Annotated in this window: 26 protein-coding genes; 17 read left to right on the top strand and 9 right to left on the bottom strand. The window is 69.3% G+C overall.

The features are described 5' to 3' along the window. The 6 genes from A5701_RS28620 to A5701_RS22660 all read left to right on the top strand — a co-directional run. Nucleotides 1-272, top strand: a 272-nt coding sequence (locus A5701_RS28620; RefSeq protein WP_067759323.1) for a DUF6295 family protein, incomplete at its 5' end; no start/stop codon positions are given. Then, nucleotides 269-1,039, top strand: a complete 771-nt coding sequence (locus A5701_RS22680) for a DUF427 domain-containing protein (protein WP_067759315.1) — start codon at nt 269-271, stop codon at nt 1,037-1,039. The genes A5701_RS28620 and A5701_RS22680, both read left to right, overlap by 4 nt. A gap of 378 nt (nt 1,040-1,417) precedes the next feature. Next, nucleotides 1,418-2,473: a WD40 repeat domain-containing protein gene (locus A5701_RS22675; protein ID WP_067759307.1), complete on the top strand. Its 1,056-nt coding sequence runs from the start codon at nt 1,418-1,420 to the stop codon at nt 2,471-2,473. Between the two features lie 144 nt (nt 2,474-2,617). Then, entirely contained in the window at nt 2,618-4,249 is a 1,632-nt protein-coding gene (locus A5701_RS22670; RefSeq protein ID WP_067759298.1) for a long-chain fatty acid--CoA ligase, read from the top strand. Nucleotides 4,250-4,282: 33 nt separating this feature from the next. Next, nucleotides 4,283-5,167, top strand: coding sequence for a class II glutamine amidotransferase (locus A5701_RS22665; protein WP_067759290.1), 885 nt, complete (start codon nt 4,283-4,285; stop codon nt 5,165-5,167). Between the two features lie 29 nt (nt 5,168-5,196). Beyond that, nucleotides 5,197-6,066 (top strand): patatin-like phospholipase family protein, encoded by an 870-nt coding sequence (locus A5701_RS22660; RefSeq protein ID WP_067759356.1) that lies wholly within the window; start codon nt 5,197-5,199, stop codon nt 6,064-6,066. Nucleotides 6,067-6,086: 20 nt separating this feature from the next. On the opposite strand, the gene A5701_RS22655 is transcribed toward A5701_RS22660, so the two are convergent. Both A5701_RS22655 and A5701_RS22650 read right to left on the bottom strand, forming a co-directional pair. Continuing rightward, nucleotides 6,087-7,166 carry a patatin-like phospholipase family protein gene (locus tag A5701_RS22655; protein ID WP_156670218.1) on the bottom strand — a complete coding sequence of 360 codons (1,080 nt, stop codon included), beginning with the start codon at nt 7,164-7,166 and terminating at the stop codon, nt 6,087-6,089. A gap of 92 nt (nt 7,167-7,258) precedes the next feature. Next, nucleotides 7,259-7,702 (bottom strand): lipoprotein LpqV, encoded by a 444-nt coding sequence (locus tag A5701_RS22650; RefSeq protein ID WP_231972868.1) that lies wholly within the window; start codon nt 7,700-7,702, stop codon nt 7,259-7,261. 112 nt (nt 7,703-7,814) lie between these two features. Between A5701_RS22650 and A5701_RS22645 the strand changes: the two genes are divergently transcribed. Then, a complete protein-coding gene (locus tag A5701_RS22645) occupies nt 7,815-8,411 on the top strand; it encodes a cysteine dioxygenase (RefSeq protein WP_067759283.1) in 597 nt (198 codons plus the stop codon). Then, a complete protein-coding gene (locus A5701_RS22640) occupies nt 8,411-8,860 on the top strand; it encodes a rhodanese-like domain-containing protein (RefSeq protein WP_067759280.1) in 450 nt (149 codons plus the stop codon). The genes A5701_RS22645 and A5701_RS22640 overlap by 1 nt, the downstream gene beginning before the upstream one ends. Here A5701_RS22640 and A5701_RS22635 read toward each other — a convergent pair. The 3 genes from A5701_RS22635 to A5701_RS22625 are packed head-to-tail and all read right to left on the bottom strand — an operon-like array spanning nt 8,857 to nt 12,449. Next, the gene (locus A5701_RS22635) at nt 8,857-10,602 is read right to left on the bottom strand and encodes an alpha/beta-hydrolase family protein (RefSeq protein ID WP_067759277.1); all 1,746 of its coding nucleotides are present in this window, start codon (nt 10,600-10,602) and stop codon (nt 8,857-8,859) included. The two genes, A5701_RS22640 and A5701_RS22635, sit on opposite strands and share 4 nt — an antisense overlap. 7 nt (nt 10,603-10,609) lie before the next feature. Continuing rightward, a complete protein-coding gene (locus tag A5701_RS22630) occupies nt 10,610-11,401 on the bottom strand; it encodes an enoyl-CoA hydratase (protein WP_067759274.1) in 792 nt (263 codons plus the stop codon). A gap of 13 nt (nt 11,402-11,414) precedes the next feature. Further along, nucleotides 11,415-12,449, bottom strand: a complete 1,035-nt coding sequence (locus A5701_RS22625) for an enoyl-CoA hydratase/isomerase family protein (RefSeq protein WP_067759340.1) — start codon at nt 12,447-12,449, stop codon at nt 11,415-11,417. 212 nt (nt 12,450-12,661) lie between these two features. Here A5701_RS22625 and A5701_RS22620 point away from each other — a divergent pair, with 212 nt between their 5' ends. After that, on the top strand, nt 12,662-13,519 hold the full coding sequence (locus A5701_RS22620) for a Bax inhibitor-1/YccA family protein (protein ID WP_067759335.1): 858 nt from the start codon (nt 12,662-12,664) through the stop codon (nt 13,517-13,519). A gap of 152 nt (nt 13,520-13,671) precedes the next feature. Here the strand turns inward: A5701_RS22620 and A5701_RS22615 are convergent, their stop codons facing one another. Together A5701_RS22615 and A5701_RS22610 are read right to left on the bottom strand one after the other, a co-directional pair. After that, on the bottom strand, nt 13,672-14,889 hold the full coding sequence (locus A5701_RS22615; RefSeq protein ID WP_067759271.1) for an acetyl-CoA C-acetyltransferase: 1,218 nt from the start codon (nt 14,887-14,889) through the stop codon (nt 13,672-13,674). An 83-nt stretch (nt 14,890-14,972) separates the two neighbouring features. Next, nucleotides 14,973-15,935 carry an SGNH/GDSL hydrolase family protein gene (locus A5701_RS22610; protein WP_156670219.1) on the bottom strand — a complete coding sequence of 321 codons (963 nt, stop codon included), beginning with the start codon at nt 15,933-15,935 and terminating at the stop codon, nt 14,973-14,975. Nucleotides 15,936-16,178: 243 nt separating this feature from the next. Here A5701_RS22610 and A5701_RS22605 point away from each other — a divergent pair, with 243 nt between their 5' ends. The 4 genes from A5701_RS22605 to A5701_RS22590 all read left to right on the top strand — a co-directional run bounded on the left by A5701_RS22605 (nt 16,179) and on the right by A5701_RS22590 (nt 20,658). Next, a complete protein-coding gene (locus tag A5701_RS22605; protein WP_067759265.1) occupies nt 16,179-17,246 on the top strand; it encodes an alpha/beta hydrolase in 1,068 nt (355 codons plus the stop codon). Between the two features lie 67 nt (nt 17,247-17,313). Next, nucleotides 17,314-18,708: a cystathionine beta-synthase gene (locus A5701_RS22600; RefSeq protein WP_067759260.1), complete on the top strand. Its 1,395-nt coding sequence runs from the start codon at nt 17,314-17,316 to the stop codon at nt 18,706-18,708. Nucleotides 18,709-18,810: 102 nt separating this feature from the next. Continuing rightward, nucleotides 18,811-19,449: an RDD family protein gene (locus A5701_RS22595; protein WP_067759329.1), complete on the top strand. Its 639-nt coding sequence runs from the start codon at nt 18,811-18,813 to the stop codon at nt 19,447-19,449. Between the two features lie 48 nt (nt 19,450-19,497). After that, nucleotides 19,498-20,658, top strand: a complete 1,161-nt coding sequence (locus A5701_RS22590; RefSeq protein ID WP_067759254.1) for a cystathionine gamma-synthase — start codon at nt 19,498-19,500, stop codon at nt 20,656-20,658. Between the two features lie 72 nt (nt 20,659-20,730). Here the strand turns inward: A5701_RS22590 and greA are convergent, their stop codons facing one another. Together greA and A5701_RS22580 are read right to left on the bottom strand one after the other, a co-directional pair. Next, nucleotides 20,731-21,225 (bottom strand): transcription elongation factor GreA, encoded by a 495-nt coding sequence (greA, locus tag A5701_RS22585; RefSeq protein ID WP_065442111.1) that lies wholly within the window; start codon nt 21,223-21,225, stop codon nt 20,731-20,733. 222 nt (nt 21,226-21,447) lie between these two features. Then, nucleotides 21,448-21,873: a DUF4307 domain-containing protein gene (locus tag A5701_RS22580; RefSeq protein ID WP_067759247.1), complete on the bottom strand. Its 426-nt coding sequence runs from the start codon at nt 21,871-21,873 to the stop codon at nt 21,448-21,450. Between the two features lie 115 nt (nt 21,874-21,988). On the opposite strand from A5701_RS22580, the gene mca reads away from it, so the two are divergent. From mca to A5701_RS22560, 4 genes are read left to right on the top strand one after another with little or no spacing between them, the layout of a single operon-like run. Further along, on the top strand, nt 21,989-22,861 hold the full coding sequence (mca, locus tag A5701_RS22575; protein ID WP_067759231.1) for a mycothiol conjugate amidase Mca: 873 nt from the start codon (nt 21,989-21,991) through the stop codon (nt 22,859-22,861). Next, complete coding sequence (locus A5701_RS22570; RefSeq protein WP_067759223.1) at nt 22,858-23,157, top strand: hypothetical protein; 300 nt, start codon at nt 22,858-22,860, stop codon at nt 23,155-23,157. Before mca ends, A5701_RS22570 begins: the two co-directional genes overlap by 4 nt. Beyond that, nucleotides 23,144-25,156 (top strand): thioredoxin domain-containing protein, encoded by a 2,013-nt coding sequence (locus A5701_RS22565; RefSeq protein WP_067759214.1) that lies wholly within the window; start codon nt 23,144-23,146, stop codon nt 25,154-25,156. The genes A5701_RS22570 and A5701_RS22565 overlap by 14 nt, the downstream gene beginning before the upstream one ends. Nucleotides 25,157-25,167: 11 nt before the next feature. Beyond that, a complete protein-coding gene (locus A5701_RS22560) occupies nt 25,168-25,539 on the top strand; it encodes a nuclear transport factor 2 family protein (RefSeq protein WP_067759205.1) in 372 nt (123 codons plus the stop codon). Nucleotides 25,540-25,541 lie beyond the last annotated feature (2 nt).

The raw sequence follows: 25,541 nt of genomic DNA, 5'->3' as shown, positions 1-25,541 counted from the left end.
TCACCTATCTCACCGAACACGTCGGAATCGACGGCAGCGGCAAGGGCGCCACGGGGTGGTTCGGCGCCAGCCGCGCGACGGTGTATGTCGATCACCCCGTGCACGCCCCCTACGGCCACACGGTCAACATCGACGTGATCAATCCGGAGCTCGGGCCGTCGGCGCGGGTGGCGCTGGAGCTCACCGAGGAGAGCGCCCTGGCGCTCGCCGATGCCATCCGTAGGGCGATCGCCCACGCGCCCGCCGGGCTGGCCGCCAAGGATCAGACATGACAGTCGAGCGTGATTACCCCGAAATGGCCGTCGCGCGCGGCAGGGTCGAGCCTGCACCGCGCCGGGTGCGGGGCTATCTTTCAGACGCGTTGGTCTTCGACACCACCGCGGCGCTCTACGTGTGGGAGGTTCCGTACTACCCGCAGTACTACATACCGCTGGCCGACGTCCGCCCGGAGTTCCTGCGTGACGAGAACCATTCGCAGAAGGTGCAATTCGGCGCATCGCGGCTGTACTCCCTGGAGGGCTCCGGTCACACTCATCCGTCCGCCGCGCGGGTGTTCGACGCCGACGGCGACGGCCCGGTGGCCGGGACCGTGCGATTCGAATGGAATTCGTTGCGCTGGTTCGAGGAAGACGAGCCGATCTACGGCCACCCGCGGAACCCCTATTCGCGCGTGGACGCGCTGCGGTCGCATCGGCATGTCCGTGTCGAGCTGGATGGAATTGTGCTGGCCGACACCAGGTCTCCCGTCCTGCTCTTTGAAACCGGTTTACCGACAAGGTATTACATCGACCCCACCGATATCTCTTTTGAGCATCTGGAATCCAGCGCGACACAGACGCTGTGTCCGTACAAAGGGGTGACGTCGGGATACTGGTCGGTGCGCTCCGGCGGTGCGCTGCATCCGGACCTGGCCTGGACCTATCACTACCCGTTGCCCGCGGTCGGCCAGATCGCCGGTCTGGTGGCCTTTTACAACGAAAAGCTCGATATCGTCGTCGACGGTGCCGCCTTGCCCCGGCCCAGAACCCAATTCAGCTAGTCGATAAGGTGTGATCTTTCCCTCTTCGCGGGATTGAGCCTGAGAATTTCTTAACTTGGACAATGCTGGGGCGCTGACCGGGCGCGTTAGCGGCTAAAGCGAAATCCGCCGGATGCGCGTTTGCGTCTCTTTCGCTGAGGGTAAGCGACTGCGGTACAGCGTTATTGCGAGCCTGAGCAGAACCTGAGCGCGGGGAGTGACGTAGCTAACGTCGGGGGAATTTGGCGCTCTTCGACGCGAATTTTGGCCGGTAAGATCGAAAAACCAGTCGGGTCAGTGCCTTTCGGTGCTGAGATCCTCCTGGGTCCGGAGACCTAATTGTCGCGCAATTTCCGACGATTTTGTCTCCGCGCCGACGACCAGCAAAGGCGGTGCAACGTGAGCGGTGTGAACGGCCGCAAGGCCTTCCCGGACGACCGAGAAGAGCCAAACTTCCGACTCGACGAGGGCTCGGTGGTCCGGATTCCGGTGCGATACGGTCCGATCAGCGATGCCTGCGTAAGCCCCGACGGCAGCCGGCTGATAGTCGCCAACCACGCCCGCGCATCGGTTTCGATCGTCGACACCGATGCGCGCCGGGTGGTGCAGACCGTCACCGGCCTCGGCGAGCCCTCCACGATCGCCCTCAGCGGTGCGACCAACCCGCGCGCCTATGTCAGCACGGCCACCACGGCGTACGACTCCGTCGACGTCGTCGACCTGGTCACCAACGCGTGGGTGGCGACGCATCCGCTGGCCAACACCGTCAGCGACCTTGCCGTGAGTGCCGACGGCAGGTTCGTCTACGTCGGCCGGAACGGCGTCTGCGGAGCCGACGTCACGGTCCTGGACACCACCACCGACGACTTCGAGGTGATCGACCTCGCCACCGCACCGGGGACCACCGTGGACTGTGTCCGCATCGCCCCGGACGGGCGTCACCTCTACGCCGCCACCAACGGCCCGTCGGGCGGCCAACTGGTCGAAGTCGACACTCGGCGCTTGCACATCGCCGGCGCCTACGAGCTCGGGTTACCCATCCGCGACGTCGCACTGAGCGACGCCGGCGGTACGGCCTACGTAGCCAGCTGCGGCCCCATTGTGGGCGCGGTGCTCGATGTCATCGACATCCGCACCCGCAAGATCACCGGCACGCGCAAGCTCAGCGAGGTCGCCGGTCCGCTGACCCGCCTCGCGCTCAGCCGCGACGGCCGCCGTGCCTATCTGGTCGGCGACGACCATGTCGCGGTGGTCTGCACGCGCACCCACGACGTCATCGGTGAGATCACGGCGGTCAAGGACCCGTCCTGCGTGGTGGAAAGCCCGGATGGCAGGTACCTCTACATCGGCGACTACTCCGGCGCGGTCACCGTGGCGCCGATCGCCGCGGGGCCGGCCGACGAGTCGACCACCGGGCTGCTCGCGCCGGCGCAGCGGGAACCCGTACTGGCTTAGGGTGATTGCCGACGCCGGCGCCGAACTCGGGCTTAGGGTGGAGGCTGCCGGCGGCCCCTCGCCTCCGGCGCGGCACCCGGCCACCCCGCATCCCGAGGGTTGACATCGGGCGCCGCTGCGCCGAGATCCAAGGGCGGTACCTCAATGGACAGCACCATGCAGGACTTTCCGTTGACGATCACCGCGATCATGCGGCACGGCTGCGGCGTGCACGGCGCTCGCACGGTTGCCACCGCCACCGGCGACGGCTACCGGCGAACCAGCTACCGGGAACTGGGCCGGGACGCCGCGCGGCTGGCGAACGGACTGCGCCGCCTCGGCGTCACCGGGGATCAACGGGTGGCGACGTTCATGTGGAACAACGCCGAACACCTGGCGACCTACCTGGCGGTGCCGTCGATGGGCGCCGTGCTGCACACCCTCAACATCCGCCTCTTCGCCGAGCAGATCGTCTACGTCGCCAACGAGGCCGAAGACCAGGTGGTGCTGGTCGACGCGTCGCTGGCCAAGCTGCTCGCGCCGGTGCTGGGCGACCTCAAGACCGTGCACACCGCGATCGTCGTCGGGGAGGGTGACACCGCGCCGTTCGAGGGTTCGGGCAAGACCGTGCTGCGGTACGCCGACGTGCTCGCTGGCGAGTCCACCGAGTTCGACTGGCCCGACATCGACGAGAAGTCCGCGGCCGCCATGTGCTACACCAGCGGCACCACCGGCAACCCCAAAGGCGTGGTGTACAGCCATCGTTCGAGCTACCTGCACACCATGGCGGCCTGCAGCACCAACGGCATCGGCGTGGGTTCGGTCGACAGCGTGCTGCCGATCGTGCCGATGTTCCACGCCAATGCGTGGGGCCTGCCTTATGCGGCGCTGATGGCCGGCGCCGACCTGGTGTTGCCCGACTGCCATCTGGACGCGCGGTCGCTGATCGGCATGGTGGAACACGAGCGACCGACCGTCGCCGGTGCGGTGCCCACCATCTGGAACGACGTGTTGCATCGCCTGGAGGACGAACCGGACCACGACATGTCGTCGCTGCGGTTGGTGGTCTGTGGGGGATCGGCCGTTCCGCTGTCGTTGATGCGCACGTTCGAGGAGAAGCACGGCGTGCAGATCCGGCAGCTGTGGGGCATGACGGAAACCTCGCCGATGGCCACCATGGCATGGCCGCCGCCGGGCACCCCCGAGGATCAGCACTGGACGTACCGCGCCACCCAGGGGCAACCGGTCTGCGGGGTCGAGATGCGGATCGTCGACGACGACGGCCAGGTGCTGCCCAACGACGGCGAGGCCGTGGGCGAGGTGGAAGTCCGCGGCCCGTGGATCGCCGGCTCCTACTACCTGACGGCCGACGACTCGAAGTTCGATTCCGGTTGGTTGCGCACGGGTGACGTGGGGCGGATCGACGAGCGCGGTTTCGTCACCCTGACCGACCGGGCCAAGGACGTCATCAAGTCCGGCGGCGAGTGGATCTCCTCGGTCGAGCTGGAGAACAGCTTGATCGGGCACCCGCATGTGGTGGAGGCAGCGGTGGTCGGCGTGCCCGACGAGCGTTGGCAGGAACGGCCGCTGGCGGTCGTGGTGGCCAAGGAAGGCGCGACGGTCAGCGCCGAGGACCTGCGAAAGTTCCTCGCGGAGAAAGTGGCTCGTTGGTGGCTGCCCGAGAGGTGGGCGTTCGTCGAGGAGATTCCGCGCACCAGTGTGGGCAAGTACGACAAGAAGGCGATCCGCGCGCGCTACGCCGAGCACGGCTATTGGGTGGTCGAGGCCCGCGACTGAGCCCGCCGGCTGGCGCTCGGTACCGTCGAGAACATGTGCCGACTATTCGGGCTCCACGCCGGGACGGACGTTTGCACCGCGACGTTCTGGTTGTTGGACGCCCCCGACAGCCTCGCCGAACAGAGCAGGAGAAACCCGGACGGCACGGGCGTGGGCGTCTTCGACGAGCGCGGCCGGCCGCAGCTGGACAAGCAGCCCATGGCGGCCTGGGAGGACGCGGCGTTCGCTACCGAGGCCCATGACCTGACCGGCACCACGTTCATCGCGCACGTGCGTTACGCGACGACCGGTTCCCTCGACGTCCGTAACACCCACCCGTTCCTGCAGGACGGCCGGATCTTCGCGCACAACGGCGTGGTCGAGGGGCTCGACGTTCTCGACGACCGGCTGCGCGAGGTCGGCACCGGGGATCTGGTTCTCGGCGACACCGACTCCGAGCGGGTGTTCGCATTGATCACCGCCTCGATCCGAGCGCTCGACGGCGACGTCACCGCGGGCCTGACCGTTGCCATGAGGTGGCTCGCGGCCAATGCGCCGATCTATGCGGTGAACGTGCTGCTGAGCACGGCCACCGACATGTGGGCGCTGCGCTACCCCGACACGCACGAGCTCTACATCCTGGACCGCTCCGACGATGCCGCCACCCAGACCCCGGCATTCGACATGCGCACCAACCGCATTCATGCGCGCTCGGAACATCTGTGCACCCGATCGTCGGTGGTGTTCGCCACCGAACGCATGGATGACGACCCCCGCTGGCGCCTGCTCGAGCCGGGCGAGCTGGTCCACGTGGACGCCACGCTGCGCGTCGACCGCCGGCTGATCCTGCCCAGCCCGCCCGCACACCTGCTGCGCCGGGCGGAGCTGAGCGCACCGGTCCAGGAGGCGCAACACGCGTTGCCGGGCGCCCCGCGCTAGCCGACGGCGGCCTGGCAGAGTGGGTGGGCGTGACAACCAGACGAGCCCTAGTCCTGGCCGGTGGGGGGATAGCGGGAATCGCCTGGGAGACAGGCATTTTGCGCGGCATCGCCGACGAGTCACCGGCTGCGGCCGGGCTGCTACTGGATTCCGACGTTCTGGTGGGCACCTCAGCGGGGTCGACGGTCGCCGCGCAAATCGGGAGTGGCGCCCCGCTCGATGAGCTGTTCGACCGGCAGGTCGCCGAGGTGTCCGCCGAGATCGATTCCGGGGTCGACGTCGAAACGATCACCAAAATGTTCCTCAGCGCCTTGGCCGAGCCCTATTCCGACCCGTCGGACCGGACCCGGCAGCAGATGCAGCGGATCGGCGCCGTGGCACTCGCGACCGAAACCGTTGCACCGCCGGTGCGCCGGCGGGTCATCGCGCAGCGCTTGCCATCCCACGACTGGCCCGACCGGGCGCTGCGGATCACCGCAATCGACGTTGACACAGGCGAATTGGCCGTTTTCGATCGCGAGTCCGGCGTCGACCTCGTCGACGCGGTCGCGGCCAGTTGCGCGGTGCCCGGGGCCTGGCCGCCGGTGGCGATCGCCGGCCGGCGCTACATGGACGGCGGGGTGGCCAGCTCGGTCAACCTCGGTGTGGCCGCCGATTGCGGCGCGGCGGTGGTGCTGGTGCCCTCGGGTGCGGACACGCCGTCGCCGTTCGGCGCCGGCCCGGCCGCGGAGATCTCCGCCTTCAGCGGCGCGACGGTCGCGGTGTTCGCCGACTCCGGCTCGCTGGCGGCGTTTGGGCCCAATCCGTTGGATCCCGCCTGCCGCGTCGCGTCGGCGCTGGCCGGCCGCGAGCAGGGCCGCCGCGAAGCCGAAGCCGTCGCGCGCTTCCTCGGGGCCTAACCCGTTGCGGCAGAGCGGTTTCAGTCCTCGATCGGGGGCGGCGCGGCGCGGTCGTTTTCGAAGGCGTCCAACGCCTCATCCGCCAGCGCACGCCCGACGGCGATCACCTCCGCCGCCCGGTGGAACTCCAGGCCCCGGCAGATCGAGCGCGGAACTTCGATCAGCAAGTCGGGCGGGTAGACGGCCAGCGTATGGCGCGCCAGCGCGGCCTGGGCGATGTCGATCGTGCGGTTCATCACCTCGAAGCTGCCCAGTTTCGGGATATCCGGTGCGGCGCCGGCCAATTCACCGGCCACCTCGTCCTCGGCCGCGTTCTCCTCGACGTCCGGGTCGTCCGGCCAGCTTTCGGCGTCGGCGGTGGACCCGCCGAACCTGCCGAGAACGGCCCGCGCGGTCGGCCGGTCGAGCAGCGAGCGGGCGGCCGTGGTGTCGAGCAGCGCCGAGGTGCTGCGCACCATGCGGTTCAGCCATTCGGCGGTGACTCCCGACTCCGCGTCGCGGTTGGCGATCGCCTCGCTGCCGGACAGGCTCACCGCGATGGTCACGTCGGCGTTGACCGCCGAAAGCGGCGCCATCGGCAGCGGGTCCAGGATGCCCCCGTCGGCCAGCAGACGCCCGTCGACCTCGTGCGGGGCGATCACGCCGGGGATGGCGATGGAGGCGCGGATCGCGGTGTCGACCGGCCCGCGCTGAAACCACACCGACTTGCCGGCCACCAGGTCGGTGGCCACCGCGGTGAACGGGATGGGCAGCTGCTCGATGGCGACCGGGCCGAGGATGTCACGCACCGCGTCGAGGATCTTCTCGGCGCGCATCACCCCCGCCGCGCTGATCGAGAAGTCCAGCAGCCGCAGGATGGTGCGCTGCGTGAGGGACTTCGCCCAGTCGGCGAACTCGTCGCGGCGCCCGGCCGCCTCGAGGCCGCCGACCAGCGCGCCCATCGACGAGCCCGCGATCCCCACGATCTCGTACTCGCGGGCGCGCAGCGCCTCGATCACCCCGATGTGGGCGTAGCCGCGCGCCCCGCCACTGCCCAGCGCCAACGCCACCCGGGTCGGTGACGATCGGCGCGCAACCGCTGCGGCGGGTTCGTCCGGCATCCTTTCATTTTGCGCGGCGGCGCCCGGCCGCACCGGCCGGGTCGGCAGTTTTTTCTAGCCGTGAATTCAATTGCCCGGGGGTTGAAAAAGCGCTAGCCGCATTCGTCGTTGGCGGCTGCGCGCGCGGCGGTGAGCACGGCCGCCTGCCGGGCCGGCGTCAGGTCCGCCCACCGGGCGTTCCAGCTGCCCGGGGTGCCCGACGGCGCGGCCTGCAGCATCGCCAAGTAGGGCTCGAACAGCGACTGACCGGTCCTGGGCTGGGCATCCATCCACACTTTCGCGGCGTGACAGGCCTGGTAATACTCTTCCTCGGTCGAATCCGCGGGCACGTCGACCCTGGTCGTCACGCCCCCCGGCGACAGCCCGACGGCGCCCGGGGGCGCCGTCCCGGGGCCACTGGGAATGCCGGCCGGACGCGTCGACGAGGACGCGGGCCTGCCGCTGGGGTGGTCAGCGGAGCATCCCGTTACGGCCAACAAACCGGCCGCCACGGCGAGCGTGCCGCACAGCAGGAGTCGACGAGCGCACCGGCGCACCCTCCCAATCTATGCAACACTGGCGGCCGTGATGGAGCGCTTCGGATTTTGCGAGTGTTGTCGGCCGTAACACGCCGCCGCCCGTCCGATCCGTTTTCTCTGGAGCTCCCCGATGTCTGTGCCCCTCGCCGCCCCGGCTGCGTTGCGCCCGCGCCACGTCTCGTCCCCATCGTCGGGACCGACCCGCCTGCGGGTGCCCGACCTCATGCACGCCACCGACCAGGCCGCCGACGACGTGCTGAGCGGGCGTTGCGACCACCTGCTGCCCCCGGGCGGGATACCGGAGACGCGGCGCTGGTTCACCCGCATCCACGGTGACGAGGAGCTGGACGTCTGGCTGATCAGCTGGGTGCCCGGCCATCACACCGAACTGCACGACCACGGCGGATCGCTGGGCGCGCTGACCGTGGTGTCCGGCTCGCTCAACGAATTCCGCTGGGACGGCCGCGCCCTGCGGCAGCGGCGGCTGGACGCCGGCGACCAGGCCGGGTTCCCGCTGGGCTGGGTGCACGACGTGGTGTGGGCCCCCCGGCCCGTGGCGGTGGCTGTCTCGGGCTTCGCGGGCGCCGGAGGCGGGGCGGTGCGTCCGTCGCTCAGCGTGCACGCCTATTCGCCGCCGCTGACCGCGATGTCCTACTACGAGGTCACCGGCCGTAATCGCCTGCGCCGCCAGCGCACCGAGCTGACCGATCAACCGGAGGGACCCTGATGAGCCGCATCGACGTTGTGTTGAGATCCGCCCGGCGCCGTTTCCGTCGCCTTCCCGCCGCCGAAGTGCCCGACGCGCTGCGGCGCGGGGCGGTGCTCGTCGACATCCGTCCGCAGGCCCAGCGGTTCCGCGAGGGTGAGATCCCCGGTGCGCTGGTGATCGAGCGCAACGTCTTGGAGTGGCGCTGCGACCCCACCAGCGACGCCAGGCTGCCCGAGGCGGTCGGCGACGACGTCGAATGGGTGATCGTCTGCTCGGAGGGTTATACCTCGAGCCTCGCGGCCGCCGCGCTGCTCGACATCGGCCTGCACCGCGCCACCGACGTCATCGGCGGGTATCACGCCCTCGCGGGTTCGGGTGTGCTGGAACAGCTTTCCGGTGCCGCGCCGGTGGACGCCGGCCCGGGGCTGCTCGCCAACTCCGGCACGCCGGGTCGCCGCTGGCTCTAGCCGGTGGAGGTCGCGTCCGAATGCAGCAGCGGCCGCAGCTTGTCGGTCTTCTCCTGCGACCAGCCGGGCGGTGACAGCACGGCGGCCCAGCCGTCGGCAGCGTCGGCGACGTAGTGGTGGCCGTGTCCCTCGGGCACGTCGACCGCCACTGCCATGTCCGCCGAAACCTGTAGGAACGTCACCACCGGGATCCAGCGCGTCTCGGGCAGCACGTCATAGCCCCGCCGCTCCCGCAGCCAGTCCGGTTCGCTGAACAGCAGGTCGGGCGACCACCAGGCGATCGGATCCGAGGCGTGCTGTAGGTAGACCACCCGCGGGTGGTCCCACGGCGAGTTCGGGCGGCCCAAGTTGGTTGGGCGAGCGACGAATCGGACGTTCTTGCCGTCGTTGTAAATCGGCAGCCACTCCGGGGAGCCGGCGTCGCGCGTCGACGTCAGGTCGGTCCAAATGGTGTTCTGGAATGTCGGTCCGCTGAACAGCGCGCCGTCGGTGCGGGCGAGGACGTTGTTGAGGCTCATGAACGGCGCCTCGCCGCCGAACGATCCCAGGCTCTCGCCGAACACGACGAGCTTGGGGCGTTGCGCCTCGGGCATCTGGCGGATGAGTCGGTCGACGGCCTCGAACAACGCCTGCCCGGCGTGGCGGGCGTTCTCCTTGTCCACCAGGAAGGACAGCCAGCTCGGCAGGAACGAATACTGCATGCTGACGATCGCGGTGTTGCCGTTGTACATGTACTCGAGCGCGTCGGCTTCGGCCTCGTTGATCCAGCCGGTGCCGGTGGTTGTCGCCACGGCGACGACGGCGCGTTGCAGCCCGCCGGTGCGCTGCAGCTCGCGGGCGGCGAGCTCGGCGGTCGCCGTGATGCCGTCCGCGGAGTTCAGCCCCGCGTAGGCCCGGATCGGTTCGGTGGCCGGCGCGCCGTTGAAGGCGGCGAGCTGGTCGACTCTGGGCCCGGCTTCGACGAAGATGCGGCCTTGGTGCCCAAGGGATTCCCATGACACCAGCGACTCGGGCCCGCCGGAACGCAGCGGCGTCTTGGGCGGCGCCGTGTCGGGGTTCATCTCGTTGTTCGCCGACGCGAAGGTGTTGTTCATGGTGCGCATGGCGAACTTGAGCACCACGCCGTTGAGCAGGGTGATGGTGAGCACCACGAGCAACGCCACCACGATGGTCGCCGACAGCCGAAACGGCGCGATGCGGTCGACCTCACCCACCAGGAAGCGGACCAGCCACCGGATGAACTGGCCGATTTCGACCAAGGTGAACAGCACCACGATCGACAGGCCCGCGGCGACCGGGTAGTCGTACCACTGCAGGTGCGCGACGCCCATCAGGTCACGCACGTTGTCCTGCCAGACGTGAAACCAGATGGCCATCAACACCATTCCGAGCGCGCCGATCGGGATCAGGACCATCCACGCCCACCGCGGCGGCGGGGGACTGTGGTCCTTGGCACGCATGTAGCGGACCAGCCACACGGCGAAGACGCCCAGCCCGTAGCCGATGGCGCCGGAGATCCCGCTGACCAGGCCCTGGAACAGCGCGCCCCGCGGCAGCAGCGACGGCGTCATGGAGAACCAGATGAAGATCAGCCCGACGGTGGTGCCGGTGAATGTGTAATGGCGCACCCACCAGGGCTTTTGGCTCCACCGTAGCCGGCGAGTCGCCGGACCGGCTTCCGGTTCGGCTGCCGGCTCGGCCTCGTCTTCCGGCGCGGTCGTCGCAGAACCCGGCTCGGTCATCGCAGGCCTACCGGTGGGTGAAGTTGGGAGCGCGCTTCTCGATGAACGCCGTCATTCCCTCCGACTGGTCGTCGGTCGCGAAGGTGGAGTGGAAGAGCCGACGTTCGTAGAGAAGTCCCTCGGACAAGGTGGATTCGAACGCGCGGTTGACGGCCTCCTTGGCCATCCGGGTCGCCGAGCGTGACATCTGCGAAATGGTGGTGGCGACGGCCTTGGCCTCGTCGAGCAGGTCGTCGGCCGGCACCACGCGCGAAACCAGGCCGCTGCGTTCGGCTTCGGCGGCGTCGATGGTGCGCCCGGTCAGGATGAGGTCCATGGCCTTGGCCTTGCCGATGGCGCGGGTCAGGCGCTGCGAACCGCCCATGCCGGGCAGCACCCCGAGTTTGATCTCGGGCTGGCCGAACTTCGCCGTGTCGGCGGCGATCAACACGTCGCACATCATGGCGAGCTCGCAGCCGCCGCCCAGCGCATGCCCGGCGACCGCGGCGATCGTCGGGGTGCGCACGGCGGCGAGTTTGGCCCAGGGGGCGAAGAAGTCGGCGCCGAACGCGTCGGCGAACGTCAGGGCGGCCATTTCCTTGATGTCGGCACCGGCGGCGAACGCCTTGGCCGAACCGGTGATGATGATCGCCCCGATGCCGGGATCGTTGTCGAGTTCCGCTGCGGCGCTGGTGACTTCGTTCATCACCTGGGTGTTCAGCGCATTGAGCGCCTTGGGCCGGTTCAGGGTGATGGTGCCGACGCGCCCGTCGCGTTCGACCAGGATGGTTTCGTAGCTCTTGGAGGTGGGGTCTGTCATCCAAATCGCCTTTCTAGAAACTCAAGTCGTCGTCGACCGGGGTGAAATACGCCTCGACGTCGGCGGCGGTCACCGCGCCCAGCGTCGCCGGCGACCACTTCGGGTTGCGGTCTTTGTCGATCAGCTGCGCCCGGATGCCTTCCACCAGGTCGTGCGACCGCAGCGACGCCGACGACACCCGATAGTCCTGAACCAGAACGTCTTTCACCGTCTCGAGTTTGGCGGCGCGCCGAACGGCCTCCAGCGTCACCGACAACGAGATCGGCGAGCGGGTGGAGATCAGGTCGGCCGCCTCCGCGGCCGGGCCGCCGTGTCCGCGCAGATTGGCGACGATGTCTTCGACCGTCTCAGCCGCATAGCAGTCGTCGATCCAATGACGTTGGGCCGCAAGCTCGCTCGGTGGCGGCTCGACGGCGTGCTTGGCCAGGGCGCCCTGCACCCCATCGGCGACGATCGACCGGGTGAACGCCTCGAGATCCGGGTGGGGCACGTAGTGGTCGGCGAACCCCATGGCGATGGCGTCGGCGCCGGAAAACGGCGCCCCGGTCAGCGCCGCGTGCAGCCCCAGCCCGCCGGGCGCCCTCGACAGCAGGAACGCCCCACCCACGTCGGGAACGAAGCCGATGCCGACCTCGGGCATCGCGACCTTCGAGGTGTCGGTCACCACGCGGATGTTCGCGTGCGCGCTGACGCCGACGCCGCCGCCCATCACGATGCCGTCCATCAGCGCCACGTATGGCTTGGAGAAGTCGGCGATCTGGGCGTTGAGCAGATACTCGTCGCGCCAGAACCGCCGCGCCTCGACGCCGTCCTTGCGCGCGCTGTGGTAGATGGAGACCACGTCGCCGCCGGCGCACAACCCGCGCTCACCGGCGCCGGAGAGCACGACCGCGCGCACCGCGTCGTCGTCCGCCCAGTCGGTGAGGATCGCGCCGAGCGCGTCCACCATCTGCTGATTGAGCGAGTTGATGGCCTTGGGGCGGTTGAGCGTGATCAGACCGACGTCGCCGTCGATGCGGGTGAGAACCTCGTCGGATTCGTCGGTCACGCCCAAACCTCCCATCGCCGGGTCACCCTCGACGAAAAATCTAGATCGTGACGACCGGCGCCCTACCCGCGGGTAAGGGTTATCTTTAACCCGACGCCAGCAGCAAAGGCTCTGGGCGCCGGAAAATGCCCAGTTCGGCTGGGAACCCGGACGGCACGCTGCTCGTTGAGATTGTGTTCGCACAGCTCGAAGCCAATAGAGAGGATCCGACGGTGCGGGAGACAAGCAACCCGGTATTTCGTTCGCTGCCCAAGCAGCAGGGCGGATACGCGCAATTCGGCACGGGCGCGCCCCCGATGCAGGGCTACGGCTACGGAGCCGACCCCTACGCGGCGCCCTACCCAGCTCCGTACCAGGAGGCCAGGGCTTCGCGTCCGCTGACCATCGACGACGTCGTCACCAAGACCGGCATCACGCTGGCCGTGCTGGCGGTGTCCGCCGTGGTCTCCTACTTCCTGGTGGCGTCCAACCTGGCGCTGGCGATGCCGCTGACAATGATCGGCGCGCTGGGCGGCCTGGGGCTGGTGCTGGTCGCGACGTTCGGCCGCAAGCAGGACAGCCCGGCCATCGTGCTCAGCTACGCCGTGCTCGAGGGGCTCTTCCTGGGCGCCATCTCGTTCGTGTTCGCCAACTTCTCCGTCTCGCACGCCAATGCCGGCGCATTGATCGGGGAGGCCGTACTGGGCACCTTCGGGGTGTTCTTCGGCATGCTCGTCGTCTACAAGACGGGGGCCATCCGGGTCACGCCCAAGTTCACCCGGATGCTGGTCGCCGCGATGTTCGGCGTGCTGTTCCTGATGCTCGGCAATTTCGTGCTCGCGATGTTCCACGTCGGCGGCGGTACCGGCCTGGGCCTGCGCAGCGGCGGACCGATCGCCATCATCTTCTCGCTGGTGTGCATCGGGATCGCGGCGTTCAGCTTCCTGATCGACTTCGACGCCGCCGACCAGATGGTGCGCGCCGGGGCGCCGGACAAGGCGGCCTGGGGCATCGCGCTGGGCCTGACCGTGACGCTGGTCTGGCTGTACATCGAGATCCTGCGTCTGCTCAGTTATCTGCAGAACGACTAACCCTCGTCGACGAAAAGACCGGCACGCCAAAGGCGTGCCGGTCTTTTCGTGCCGGGCGTCGAATGTGAACTGACGCCGCCGAGCGTGCGCTCATGGCGGGCCTTCCCGGCGTGTCGCCGCCCTGGGCGCACGCTTGACCTAGTGAAGAGCGGTCAGCTGAGCCGCTCGATGATCATCGCCATGCCCTGGCCGCCACCGACACACATGGTCTCCAGGCCGAACGTCTTGTCGTGCGTCTGCAGGTTGTTGATCAACGTGGTCGCGATCCGCGCGCCGGTCATGCCGAAGGGGTGGCCCAGCGCGATCGCCCCGCCGGACACGTTCAGCTTGTCCTCGTCCATGCCCAGCTCGCGGGCCGAGCCCAGCACCTGGACCGCGAAGGCCTCGTTGATCTCGTAGAGGTCGATGTCGTTGATCGACATGCCCGCCCGCGCCAGCGCCTTCTTGGACGCCTCGATCGGACCCAGCCCCATGATCTCCGGCGACAGGCCGCTGACGCCGGTGGACACGATGCGCGCCAGCGGGGTCAGGCCGAGTTCCTTGGCCTTGGTGTCGCTGGTGATCACCAGCGCGGCGGCGCCGTCGTTCAGCGGGCAGGCGTTGCCCGCCGTCACGGTGCCGTTGGGCCGGAACACCGGCTTGAGCTCGCTGACCTTCTCATACGTGGTACCGGGACGGGGGCCGTCGTCGGTGCTGACGGTGGTGCCGTCGGGCAGGGTCACCGGAACGATCTCGCGCTCGAAGAACCCACTCTTGATCGCTTCCTCGGCGCGGTTCTGGCTGCGCACGCCCCAGCGGTCCTGCTCCTCCCGGCTGACGCCGGTGAGGATGGCGACGTTCTCGGCGGTCTGACCCATCGCGATGTAGACGTCGGGCACGTTCCCGTCGGCCCGCGGGTCGTGCCATTCGTCGGCGCCGCCCGCCGCGGCGGCGGTGCGCTCCTGGGCCTCGTCGAACAACGGGTTCCTGGTGTCCGGCCATGAGTCGGAGTTGCCCTTGCCGAACCGGGACACGGTCTCCACGCCGGCCGAGATGAACGCGTCGCCCTCGCCGGCCTTGATGGCGTGGAACGCCATCCGGGTGGTCTGCAGCGACGAGGAGCAGTACCGGTTGACGGTGGTGCCGGGCAGGAAGTCATAGCCGAGCTCGACGGCGACCACCCGCGCCATGTTGAAGCCGGACTCGCCGCCGGGCAGGCCGCAGCCCAGGATCAGGTCGTCGATCTGGTGGGGGTTGAGCGCGGGCACCTTGTCCAGCGCCGCGCGCACCATCTGGGCGGCCAGGTCGTCGGGTCGCATGGAGACCAGCGACCCCTTCATCGCGCGGCCGATCGGCGAGCGGGCGGCGGAGACAATAACGGCTTCAGGCATGACGGTTCCCTTCAAATCCCTTCCGGATTCCGGCGAGCTCGCTTCACAAACCGTTGACTGGACGCCGACGGACTAGGACAAATCTAGTCGTTGCCAACCGGTGGGTACGAGGACGGGGCGGGTCCCGGCGCCGGGCGCCGCCACAGTCGCGACATCACGCTGGTTCGGGTGTGCCGCTGTCCGAGCACCGGCGGGGTCGTCGACGCCGCCAATTCCAGCGGCGGGATGTCGACCTCCTCGCCCAGCGCCTCGCACAGCGCGCGCAGCAGCGCGTCGGCCGCGATCGCGTACGCCGGGGCGGACGGGTGGAAGCCGTCGGGGGAGAACATCACGTGCGGCGTCGACCGGAATTGGGGTGTCAGCAACTGCCCGAGCGGTACCGGCATGCCGCCCGCGGCCCGGACCGCCGCGGCCTGGGCGCGCGCGAGCTGCGAGCAGCGCTCGTGCGCCAGCGACCGAAGCGGTTGCGGGATGGCGGTGATGACACCCAGGTCGGGACAGGTGCCGGCGACCACCACCGCGCCGCGGGCGCGGAGCTTGCGAACGCTGAGCCCCAGCCGCTGCGCCGACTGGCTCACGCCGTTGAGGGCCGTCACGTCGTTGGCGCCCACCATGATCACCGCCGCGTCCGGCGGCGCCCCGGCCACGAACATCGCATCCACCTGGCCGCACACCCCCTTCGACGTGGCGCCGACGATGGCCTTTGTGCTCAGCCGGATCCGCTTGCCGGTCTGCTCGGCGAGGCCCCGGGCGATCCGGACCCCCGGCACCTCCTCGGGGCTCACGCACCCGTACCCGGCGGCGGTGGAATCGCCGAAGATCATCAAATGCAGGTCGACGGGCATGCCGCGGTGCCAACGCTCCACCGGCCCGCCGCCGCGGGTGTACACCCCGTCGGCGCGCGGCGGGATGTCCCATGACTTGGGGATGACGGTGCGCGCGTGCGTCGCCTGACCGACGAGCAGGTTGCGCGCGCCCAGATAGGCAGTTCCTGTCGAGGCGAGGGCGCCTGCGGTGGCCAGGGCGATCGCCGAACGACGGGGCACCCGCATGGTCACGCAACCTATTTTAGATGGGCTTGCATGTTTGCGGGGTCGGGCGACGAACAATGTGGTCACGGGAGGAATCAAATTGGTAACGAATCAGACTTTTTAAATGTTCTCTTAAGAAGTGCCTGTCAAGCTGAGTCGGCGGGGTTGGCTGAGTGCCTTGGATGAGCGGCTGAACCAGACGCTTAGCTGCCTCGTCACATGCTGTATCGCACTACAACGGCGTAGGAAGTGTTGAGCATGAGCGCACCCGGTCAGGTATCCGGTTCCCCCCGGACTGCCCTTCGTCCTTATCAAATTCTCAAGGCGCGTCGCGCGGAAACGCGCCGGTACGCGATGAGCGACGGCGCGCCGGTCGAGGTCCTCGAGTCCGGGCCCAGCGTTGCTGCGCGGCTGGCCAACCTGACGTCGCGGGTGACCATCCGGCCGGTGCTGTCCGTCGGTAGCCACGTCCCCAACTTCCCCTGGCCCTGGGGGCTGATCGACCTGGCGGCCCGGGCGGTGCTGCCGGTGTCGGCCACCGTGCGCGAGACGGTGAAGCTGCCCAACGCCTCGGCGCAGCTGGTGCGCGCGCCCGGCGTGCTGCCCGCCGACGGCACCCGCCGGGTGGTCGTCTACTTCCACGGCGGCGCGTTCCTGACGTGCGGGGCCAATTCGCACGGCCGGCTGGTCGAGACGTTGTCGCAGTCCGCCGACGCGCCGATCTTGGTGGTCAACTACCGGCTGCTGCCCAAGCACTCGATCGGGATGGCCCTCGACGACTGCCACGACGGCTACCAGTGGTTGCGGCTGCGCGGATATCAGCCGGATCAGATCGTGCTGGCAGGCGACTCCGCCGGCGGCTACCTGGCGCTCGCGCTGGCGCAACGCCTCCAGGAGGAGGGCGAGGAGCCCGCGGCGCTGGTGATGATCTCGCCGCTGCTGCAGCTGGCGAAGGAAGACAAGCAGGCCCATCCCAACATCAACACCGACGCGATGTTCTCGCACCGGGCGTTCGACGCGCTGGCCGAGCTGGTCGCCAGCGCGGCCACCAAGCACAAGGTCGCGGGGAGGCCCGAGGAGATCTACGAGCCGATCGAGCACATCAAGCCCGGCCTGCCGCGGACGCTGATCCACGTCTCGGGATCCGAGGTGTTGCTGCACGACGCGCGGCTGGCGGCGAGCCGGTTGGCCTCGGTCGGGGTGCCGGCCGAGGTGCGGGTGTGGCCCGGCCAGATTCACGACTTCCAGTTGGCCGCGCCGATGGTCCCCGAGGCGGTCCGGTCGCTGCGCCAGATCGGCGACTACATCCGCGAGGCCACCGGCTAGCGCAACGCCGCGGGCGTCAGGGGGAAGCCGTCGTGCACCGCGGGAACGTGCCTGACACGATGAACGCATGCGGATCGCCCAGCACATCAGTGAGCTCATCGGCGGCACGCCGCTCGTGCGCCTGAATTCCGTCGTCCCCCAGGGCGCCGGCACCGTGGCGGCCAAGGTCGAGTACCTCAACCCCGGGGGCAGCTCGAAGGACCGGATCGCGGTCCGCATGATCGACGCCGCCGAGGCGAGCGGGCTCCTGAAGCCCGGCGGCACCATCGTCGAACCCACCTCCGGCAACACCGGCGTCGGCCTGGCGCTGGTCGCCCAGCAGCGCGGGTACAAGTGCGTGTTCGTCTGCCCCGACAAGGTCGGCGAGGACAAGCGCAACGTGCTGCTCGCCTACGGCGCCGAGGTGGTGGTCTGCCCGACGGCCGTGCCGCCCGAGCACCCGGACAGCTACTACAGCGTCTCCGACCGGCTGACCCGGGAGATCGACGGCGCCTGGAAGCCCGACCAGTACGCCAACCCCGAGGGCCCGGCCAGTCACTACGCCAGCACCGGCCCGGAGATCTGGGCGGACACCGACGGCAAGGTCACCCATTTCGTCGCCGGCATCGGCACCGGCGGCACGATCACCGGCGCGGGCCGCTACCTCAAGGAGGTGTCGGGCGGCGCCGTGCGGATCATCGGCGCGGACCCCGAGGGGTCGGTGTACTCCGGGGGCACCGGCCGGCCCTACCTGGTCGAGGGCGTGGGCGAGGACTTCTGGCCCGCCGCCTACGACCCGACCGTGCCCGACCAGATCATCGCGGTGTCCGACTCCGACTCGTTCGACATGACCCGGCGGTTGGCCCGCGAGGAGGCGATGCTGGTCGGGGGGTCGTGCGGGATGGCGGTGGTGGCCGCGCTGAAGGTCGCCGAGGAGGCCGGCCCCGACGCTCTGGTGGTCGTGCTGCTGCCCGACGGCGGCCGCGGCTACATGGCGAAGATCTTCAACGACGCCTGGATGTCGTCGTACGGGTTCCTGCGCAGCCGCCTCGACGGTTCCACCGAGGAGTCCACGGTGGGCGACGTGCTGCGCGGCAAGTCCGGCGCCCTGCCCGACCTGGTGCACACCCATCCGTCCGAAACCGTGCGCGACGCCATCGGCATCCTGCGCGAGTACGAGGTGTCCCAGATGCCCGTGGTCGGCGCCGAGCCGCCGGTGATGGCCGGCGAGGTCGCGGGCAGCGTCTCCGAGCGCGAGCTGCTGTCGGCCGTCTTCGAGGGCCGGGCCAAGTTGGCCGACGCCGTCGCGCTGCACATGAGCCCGCCGCTGCCGATGATCGGCGCGGGGGAGTTGGTCAGCGCGGCGGGCAAGGCCCTGCGCGACTGGGATGCGTTGATGGTGGTCGAGGAGGGCAAACCCGTCGGGGTGATCACCCGATATGACCTGCTCGGCTTCCTTTCGGACGGGCCGCGGCGACGCTGACGACGCGCCCGTCCGGCGCGTGACGATGTCTCGCCCGGCCGCTGTGCGCTCGGGTACTGTAATGGCGCCTGGTTCAGCTGGTCCGCAGTGGAAGGGGTGCTCGTGACCGATCAACCGCCGCCCGGCGGCGCCTACCCGCCGCCGCCGCCCGGATCACCCGGCGGTCAGCAGACCCCGCCCGCGTCGTCGACACCGGCCGGCGGTTCCTATCCGCCGCCCCCCGGACCGGCGATCCGCACGTTGCCGACGGAGTCCTACACGCCGTGGCTCAGCCGGTTCCTGGCGTTCGTCATCGACATCCTCCCGTACGCCGTCGTCCACGGCATCGGCACCGGGATCCTCGTCGCCACGCAGCAGACGGCGTGCGTCACCGACGTGACGCAGTACGCCGTCAACCAGTACTGCGCGACGCAAAACTCGACCATCGGCCTGGCCGCGCAGTGGCTGGCCTCGCTGGTGGGTCTGTTCTATCTGATCTGGAACTACGGCTACCGCCAGGGCACCACCGGGTCGAGCGTCGGCAAGTCGGTGATGAAGTTCAAGGTGGTCAGCGAGGTCACCGGCCAGCCCATCGGTTTCGGGATGTCGGTCGTGCGTTCCCTGGCGCACTTCGTCGACGCGATCATCTGCTTCATCGGTTTCCTTTTCCCGCTGTGGGATTCGAAGCGGCAAACGCTGGCGGACAAGATCATGACGACCGTCTGCCTGCCGTCCGACGGAACCGAGCAGCTGCCGGGCTAGTCGTGCGGGCGCGGTAGCCGGGGCGGCCGTCGCCTAGGCTGATCGTCGATGAGCGCCGACCGCACCGGACACTTCACCGGACTCGCCACCAAAGCGATTCACGCCGGCTACCGGCCGGACCCGGCGACCGGGGCGGTCAACGCCCCGATCTACGCCAGCAGCACCTTCGCCCAGGACGGCGTCGGCACGCTGCGCGGAGGATTCGAATACGCGCGCACCGGAAACCCGACGCGCGCCGCGCTGGAGGCCTCGCTCGCGGCGGTCGAAGAAGGCGGCCACGGGCGGGCGTTCGCCTCGGGCATGGCCGCCACCGATTGCGCCCTGCGGGCGATCCTGCGGCCCGGCGACCACGTGATCATCCCCAACGACGCCTACGGCGGCACCTTCCGGCTGATCGACAAGGTGTTCACGCAGTGGGGCGTTCACTACACGCCGGTCGCGCTGTCCGACCTCGACGCCGTCCGCGCGGCCATCACGCCGCAGACCCGCCTGATCTGGGTGGAGACGCCGACCAACCCCCTGCTGTCCATCGCCGACATCGCGGCCCTCGCCGAAGTCGGTCAGGAGTCCTCGTCAAAGGTGTTGGTGGACAACACTTTTGCCTCACCTGCGCTGCAGCAGCCGCTGACGCTGGGCGCCGACGTGGTGCTGCATTCGACCACCAAGTACATCGGTGGCCACTCCGACGTGGTGGGCGGCGCGCTGATCACCAACGACGCCGAGCTGGACGTGGCTTTCGCGTTCCTGCAGAACGGAGCCGGGGCGGTGCCCGGCCCGTTCGACGCCTACCTGACCATGCGCGGGCTGAAGACCTTGGTGCTGCGGATGCAGCGGCACAGCGAAAACGCCTCGGCCGTAGCCGAATACCTCGCCGGGCACCCGGCGGTGAGCGCCGTGCTGTATCCCGGCCTGCCGGGCCATCCCGGGCACGAGGTCGCCGCCCGGCAGATGCGCGGGTTCGGCGGCATGGTGTCGGTGCGCATGCGGGGCGGCCGGCAGGCCGCGCGGGATCTGTGCGCCCGCACCGAGGTGTTCATCCTGGCCGAATCGCTCGGGGGGGTCGAGTCGCTGATCGAGCACCCCAGCGCCATGACGCACGCGTCGACGGCCGGTTCCCAACTGGAAGTGCCCGACGACCTGGTGCGGCTGTCGGTCGGCATCGAAGACGAGGCGGACCTGCTGGCCGACCTCGAGCAGGCCCTCGGCTGACCAGCGCGAGCAGACGCAGAATTGCACGCGCAAGGCGCGTTGGATGCGATTGTGCGTCTGCTCGCGGTTGGGTTACGAGTGGTACGGCTCCGCGCTGACGAGCGTGACCTCGACGGTGTTGCCGTTGGGCACCACGTAGCTGCGGGTCTCGCCCACCTTGGCGTCGATCAGGGCTCCGCCCAGCGGTGAGTTGGGCGAGTACACCTCGAGCTTGCCGTCGTTGACGCCCTCCTGGCGGGTGGCGATCAGGAAGGTCTCGCTGTCCGACTTGTCGCCGTTGTAGTAGACCTTCACCACCGAACCGGGCAATGCGACACCGGACTGCTTGGGCGCTTCGCCGACCTTGGCGTTGTTGAGCAGGTCCTGCAGCTGACGGATGCGGGCCTCCTGCTGGCCCTGCTCCTCGCGGGCGGCGTGGTAGCCGCCGTTCTCGCGCAGGTCGCCTTCTTCCCGGCGGTCGTTGATCTCCGCGGCGATGACCGGACGATTCGCGATCAATTGATCGAGCTCCGCCTTCAGCCGGTCATGTGACTCCTGGGTCAGCCACGTCACCGAAGTGTCCGTCATCTCGTCGTGCTCCTCGTGTTGTCGTTCCGCGAAACCGCGTAAGCCTGTTAAACCCCACCGCCGGAGGTATCCGGGTTCTCTCCCCGAGTGCTGCCGATCCGTTGTGCTCACGGCCTTAATGCAGCAATACACGGTCCCATCAGGAACCGTGCATTCACCCATGTTACCACCGCGCAAACAATTGATGACCCCAAATTCGCAGTTCGGCTGTTGTCCGGGGGCTCACGCCGGCCGCAGATAGGCGGGCACGTCCGTTCCGCACCCGTAGATGTCGGCCATCACCGGCGGTTTGCTGGACTTCACCGTGGTGGTCAGCTGCACCGTGGCCGCCTCGGACGGTGGCACCAGCACCTCCCGGCGGCCCGTCTCGCTGCCGTCCTTGGCCCGGACCCGCACGATGCAGTCCACCGGTCGCGACGGATCGGATCGCGTCACGCTGATCGTTACCGACGCGGTCTGGTCGTCGACCAGCCGATAGCCGGCCAGCGTGCCCGTCACGGCGCTGGTGCCCAGCCGGTGGTAGCCGACGACCGCGATGACCAGGCCGGCGGCGACCACCAGCGCGCCGAGGCCGACGATGACCCAGCGCCGGGGCACCCGGGAGCGGCCGTAGCGGCTCTCCGGGCGGGAGGCGGAAGTTTCGGTCATCTGGTGGGTATGCCTGGATGGTCGGCTGCCGGGCGGTGGCCGGCAGCATGCAACGATCTGAAGAACTGGAATTATAGGTTCGCAACCGGCGACCAGTTGACCGACAAGGGGGCACGTGAGCGAGCTGCGGTTGATGGCGGTGCACGCCCACCCCGACGACGAGTCCAGCAAGGGCGCGGCCACCCTCGCCCGGTACGCCGACGAGGGGCACCGGGTGCTGGTGGTGACGCTGACCGGTGGTGAACGCGGCGACATTCTCAACCCGGCGATGGACCTGCCCGAGGTGCACGGCCACATCGCCGAGATCCGCCGTGACGAGATGGCGAAAGCCGCCGAGATCCTCGGTGTCGAGCACACCTGGCTCGGCTTCGTGGATTCCGGCTTGCCGCAGGGGGACCCGCCGCCCCCGCTGCCGGAAGGATGCTTCGCGCTGGTGCCGCTGGAGGAGTCGGTCGAGGCGTTGGTCCGCGTGGTACGCGAGTTCCGCCCGCACGTGATCACCACCTACGACGAGAACGGCGGCTACCCGCACCCCGATCACATTCGCTGCCACCAGGTTTCGGTCGGCGCCTTCGAGGCGGCCGGCGACTATCGGCGTTTTCCCGATGCGGGCGAGCCGTGGACGGTGTCCAAGCTCTACTACATCCACGGGTTCCTGCGGGCCCGGATGCAGTTGCTGCACGACGAAGCCGTCAAGCACGGCCAGGAACCCCCGTTCAAGAAGTGGCTCGAGCATTGGGACGCCGCGCACGACCCCTTCGAGTCCCGGGTGACGACGCGCGTCGAGTGCTCGAAGTACTTCAGCCAGCGTGATGACGCGCTGCGGGCCCACACCACCCAGATCGACCCCGAGCACGACTTCTTCGCCGCGCCCATCGAATGGCAGCAGCGGCTGTGGCCGACGGAGGAATTCGAGCTCGCGCGCTCGCGGGTCCCCGTCCGGCTGCCCGAGCACGACCTGTTCGCCGGAATCGAGAGTGACGGGTGAACCACGTTCTTCTGATGGCGAGCGCGCTGGCGGACGGCGCGCCGCAGCACACCGGGCCCGATTTCGGCAAGGCCAGCCCGATCGGGCTGCTGATCGTCGTGCTGCTGCTGATCGCCACGCTGTTGCTGCTGCGGTCGATGAACCGGCAGCTCAAGAAGGTGCCCAAGTCGTTTGAGCCCGAGCCCGACCAGGCCGCCGACGAGAGGACCGAAGGGGTCGACGGCGCCGACGGACAGCCGCCGGGCCAGGCCAAGGGATCGCAGCGGCCCCCGGGACCCGGCGATGAGCCGGGCTGACGCCGCTACGACCAACACCCTCGGGCTGGCCACCAGCCCATATTTGCGCCAGCACGCCGACAACCCGGTGCACTGGCAGCAGTGGACTCCGCAGGCCCTGGCGGCCGCGGCCGAGCGCGACGTGCCGATCCTGCTTTCCATCGGCTACGCGGCCTGCCACTGGTGTCACGTCATGGCCCACGAATCGTTCGAGGACGACGAGGTGGCCGCCGCCATGAACTCCGGATTCGTCTGCATCAAAGTCGATCGGGAGGAGCGCCCGGATCTCGACGCCGTCTACATGAACGCCACCGTCGCGCTGACCGGGCACGGCGGTTGGCCGATGACGTGTTTCCTGACGCCGGACGGCCGGCCGTTCTTCTGCGGCACTTACTACCCGAAAGAGGGCTTTCTGCAACTTCTTTCGGCCGTATCCGCCACCTGGCGCCAGCGCCGCGGCGAGGTGGAGGAGGCGTCCGACGCCATCGCCGGCGAGCTGCGTGCGATGTCGGCGGGCCTGCCCTCCGGCGGCCCGGACGTCGCGCCCGCGCTGTGTGACCACGCGGTGGCCGCGGTGCTCCACGACCAGGACACCGCACGCGGCGGCTTCGGCGGCGCACCCAAATTCCCGCCGTCGGCGATTCTCGAGGCGCTGCTGCGCAACTACGAACGCACCGGATCCCAGGCGGCGTTGGATGCGGTCGCGCGCACCTGTACCGCGATGGCCCGCGGCGGCATCTACGACCAGCTCGCCGGCGGCTTCGCCCGCTACAGCGTCGACAACGCCTGGGTGGTACCGCATTTCGAGAAGATGCTGTACGACAACGCGTTGCTGCTGCGCGCCTACGCGCACTGGGCCCGGCGCACCGGGGACCCGTTGGCGTGCCGGGTCGCCGCCCAGACGGCGCGGTTTCTGCTCGACGACCTGGCCGACGGCGCCGTATTCACGTCGTCGCTGGACGCCGACGCCGACGGCCGCGAGGGCTCGACGTACGTGTGGACGCCCGAGCAGCTGACCGAGGCGCTCGGCCCCGACGATGGCCCTTGGGCCGCAACGTTTTTCGCGGTCAACGCGACCGGCACGTTCGAACACGGAACCTCGGTGCTGCAAGCCCCCGCCGATCCTGACGACCCGCAACGGCTGGAGCGGGTGCGGGCCGCCCTGCTGACCGCCCGCCTGGCCCGACCCCAACCCGGGCGTGACGACAAGGTCGTCACGTCCTGGAACGGCCTGGCGATCACCGCGCTGGCCGAAGCCGCCGTCGCGTTGGACGACCCCGACCTCGCCCGCGCCGCGCGGAACTGCGCGACCGCGCTGCTGGGCTGGCACCTCGTCGACGGGCGGCTGCGGCGGGCCAGCCTCGGCGGCGTGGTCGGCGACAGCGCCGCCATCCTCGAGGATCACGCGACGCTGGCCACCGGCCTGCTCGCGCTCCATCAGCTGGACGCCGACGCCGGGTGGCTGACCGCCGCGACCGAGCTGCTCGACACCGCGCTGCGGCACTTCGCCGACCCGGAGCAACCGGGTCGCTGGTTCGACACCGCCGACGACGCCGAGCGGCTGATGGTGCGGCCCGCCGACCCGCTGGACGGCGCGACCCCGTCCGGCGCGTCCTCGATCACCGAGGCGCTGCTGACCGCGGCGCACCTGGTTGAGGGGCAGCGCGCGGAGCGGTACCTGCGGGCGGCGGGCGAGGCGCTCGGCGCGCATTCGCTGTTGCTCGAGCGCGCGCCGCGCTCGGCGGGCCACTGGCTGGCGGTCGCCGAAGCCGCCATCCGGGGGCCGCTGCAGATCGCCGTCGCCTGCGATCCGTCGCGGTCGCCGCTGCTGGCCGAGGCGCGACGGTTGGCGCCCGGCGGGGCGATCGTCGTGGGCGGCGAAAAGGACTCGTCGGCGCTGCTGGCCGGCCGCGACCGGGTGGCCGCCGCCGACGCCGCCTACGTGTGCCGCGGCCGGGTGTGCGACCTGCCGGTCACCACCGCCGAAGACCTCGCGGAGGCGCTGGCGGCGCCACGGTAGCGTGACGTTTCATGCCGAGCGCCGAACAGATCACCGACACGGTCAACCGCTACATCGAACTGGTCGCCAAGGGCGGCGCCGACGAACTGGTCGAGCTCTACGCCGATGACGCCACGGTCGAGGATCCCGTCGGTGGCGAGGTGCACATCGGGCGCCAGGCGATCCACGGCTTCTACTCCGCGGTCAACGACGTCCAGCGCGAGTGCGAGTTGGTTACGCTGCGGGTGGCCGGCAACGAGGCGGCCTTCCATTTCCGCCTCACGATCACCGCCGGGGAGCACCGCATGGTGATCGAGCCGATCGACGTGATGGCGTTCGACGAGGACGGCAAGGTCGCCCACATGAAGGCCTACTGGTCAGCGGCCGACGTCACCCACTCCTAGCC

The organism is Mycobacterium sp. E3305, from assembly GCF_001666785.1.
Taxonomy (GTDB): Bacteria; Actinomycetota; Actinomycetes; order Mycobacteriales; family Mycobacteriaceae; genus Mycobacterium.
The sequence above is the reverse complement of the archived record's forward strand: the minus strand, read 5'-3'. Positions and strand labels throughout refer to the sequence as shown.

What these genes read in the sequence shown, in the direction of transcription:
- A5701_RS22680 (WP_067759315.1), top strand. Translation starts at nt 269, where the DNA reads ATGACAGTCGAGCGTGATTACCCCGAAATGGCCGTCGCGCGCGGCAGG.
- A5701_RS22670 (WP_067759298.1), top strand. Translation starts at nt 2,618, where the DNA reads ATGGACAGCACCATGCAGGACTTTCCGTTGACGATCACCGCGATCATG.
- A5701_RS22665 (WP_067759290.1), top strand. Translation starts at nt 4,283, where the DNA reads ATGTGCCGACTATTCGGGCTCCACGCCGGGACGGACGTTTGCACCGCG.
- A5701_RS22655 (WP_156670218.1), bottom strand. Translation starts at nt 7,166, where the DNA reads ATGCCGGACGAACCCGCCGCAGCGGTTGCGCGCCGATCGTCACCGACC.
- A5701_RS22645 (WP_067759283.1), top strand. Translation starts at nt 7,815, where the DNA reads ATGTCTGTGCCCCTCGCCGCCCCGGCTGCGTTGCGCCCGCGCCACGTC.
- A5701_RS22640 (WP_067759280.1), top strand. Translation starts at nt 8,411, where the DNA reads ATGAGCCGCATCGACGTTGTGTTGAGATCCGCCCGGCGCCGTTTCCGT.
- A5701_RS22635 (WP_067759277.1), bottom strand. Translation starts at nt 10,602, where the DNA reads ATGACCGAGCCGGGTTCTGCGACGACCGCGCCGGAAGACGAGGCCGAG.
- A5701_RS22630 (WP_067759274.1), bottom strand. Translation starts at nt 11,401, where the DNA reads ATGACAGACCCCACCTCCAAGAGCTACGAAACCATCCTGGTCGAACGC.
- A5701_RS22615 (WP_067759271.1), bottom strand. Translation starts at nt 14,889, where the DNA reads ATGCCTGAAGCCGTTATTGTCTCCGCCGCCCGCTCGCCGATCGGCCGC.
- A5701_RS22605 (WP_067759265.1), top strand. Translation starts at nt 16,179, where the DNA reads ATGAGCGCACCCGGTCAGGTATCCGGTTCCCCCCGGACTGCCCTTCGT.
- A5701_RS22600 (WP_067759260.1), top strand. Translation starts at nt 17,314, where the DNA reads ATGCGGATCGCCCAGCACATCAGTGAGCTCATCGGCGGCACGCCGCTC.
- A5701_RS22590 (WP_067759254.1), top strand. Translation starts at nt 19,498, where the DNA reads ATGAGCGCCGACCGCACCGGACACTTCACCGGACTCGCCACCAAAGCG.
- greA (WP_065442111.1), bottom strand. Translation starts at nt 21,225, where the DNA reads ATGACGGACACTTCGGTGACGTGGCTGACCCAGGAGTCACATGACCGG.
- A5701_RS22580 (WP_067759247.1), bottom strand. Translation starts at nt 21,873, where the DNA reads ATGACCGAAACTTCCGCCTCCCGCCCGGAGAGCCGCTACGGCCGCTCC.
- A5701_RS22565 (WP_067759214.1), top strand. Translation starts at nt 23,144, where the DNA reads ATGAGCCGGGCTGACGCCGCTACGACCAACACCCTCGGGCTGGCCACC.
- A5701_RS22560 (WP_067759205.1), top strand. Translation starts at nt 25,168, where the DNA reads ATGCCGAGCGCCGAACAGATCACCGACACGGTCAACCGCTACATCGAA.